Raw genomic sequence first — 743 nt, 5'->3', positions numbered from 1 at the left:
ACTAAGGACAGCTCCTCTCAAATTTCCTGCGCCCACGACAGATAGGGACCGAACTGTCTCACGACGTTCTGAACCCAGCTCGCGTACCGCTTTAATGGGCGAACAGCCCAACCCTTGGGACCTACTTCAGCCCCAGGATGCGATGAGCCGACATCGAGGTGCCAAACCTCCCCGTCGATGTGGACTCTTGGGGGAGATAAGCCTGTTATCCCCAGGGTAGCTTTTATCCGTTGAGCGATGGCCCTTCCATGCGGTACCACCGGATCACTAAGTCCGACTTTCGTCCCTGCTCGACTTGTTGGTCTCGCAGTCAAGCTCCCTTATGCCTTTGCACTCTTCGAATGATTTCCAACCATTCTGAGGGAACCTTTGAACGCCTCCGTTACTCTTTAGGAGGCGACCGCCCCAGTCAAACTGCCCGCCTGACACGGTCCCCGTACCCGCTTAGGGTACCAGGTTAGAACCTAGATACGATCAGGGTGGTATCCCAACGGCGCCTCCACAGAAGCTTGCGCTCCTACTTCTACGGCTCCCACCTATCCTGTACAGATCGTACCCAAATTCAATATCAAGCTGCAGTAAAGCTCCATGGGGTCTTTCCGTCTTGTCGCGGGTAACCTGCATCTTCACAGGTATTAAAATTTCACCGGATCTCTCGTTGAGACAGCGCCCAAGTCGTTACGCCATTCGTGCGGGTCAGAATTTACCTGACAAGGAATTTCGCTACCTTAGGACCGTTATAG

Annotated in this window: 1 rRNA gene; it reads right to left on the bottom strand. The window is 53.8% G+C overall.

Features of this window, described 5'->3' with window-relative positions:
• Positions 1-743, bottom strand: a 23S ribosomal RNA gene (locus A3849_RS04325); the annotation flags it as partial.

The organism is Paenibacillus sp. P46E (assembly GCF_001909095.1).
GTDB lineage: Bacteria > Bacillota > Bacilli > Paenibacillales > Paenibacillaceae > Paenibacillus_AQ > Paenibacillus_AQ helianthi.
The sequence above is the reverse complement of the archived record's forward strand: the minus strand, read 5'-3'. Positions and strand labels throughout refer to the sequence as shown.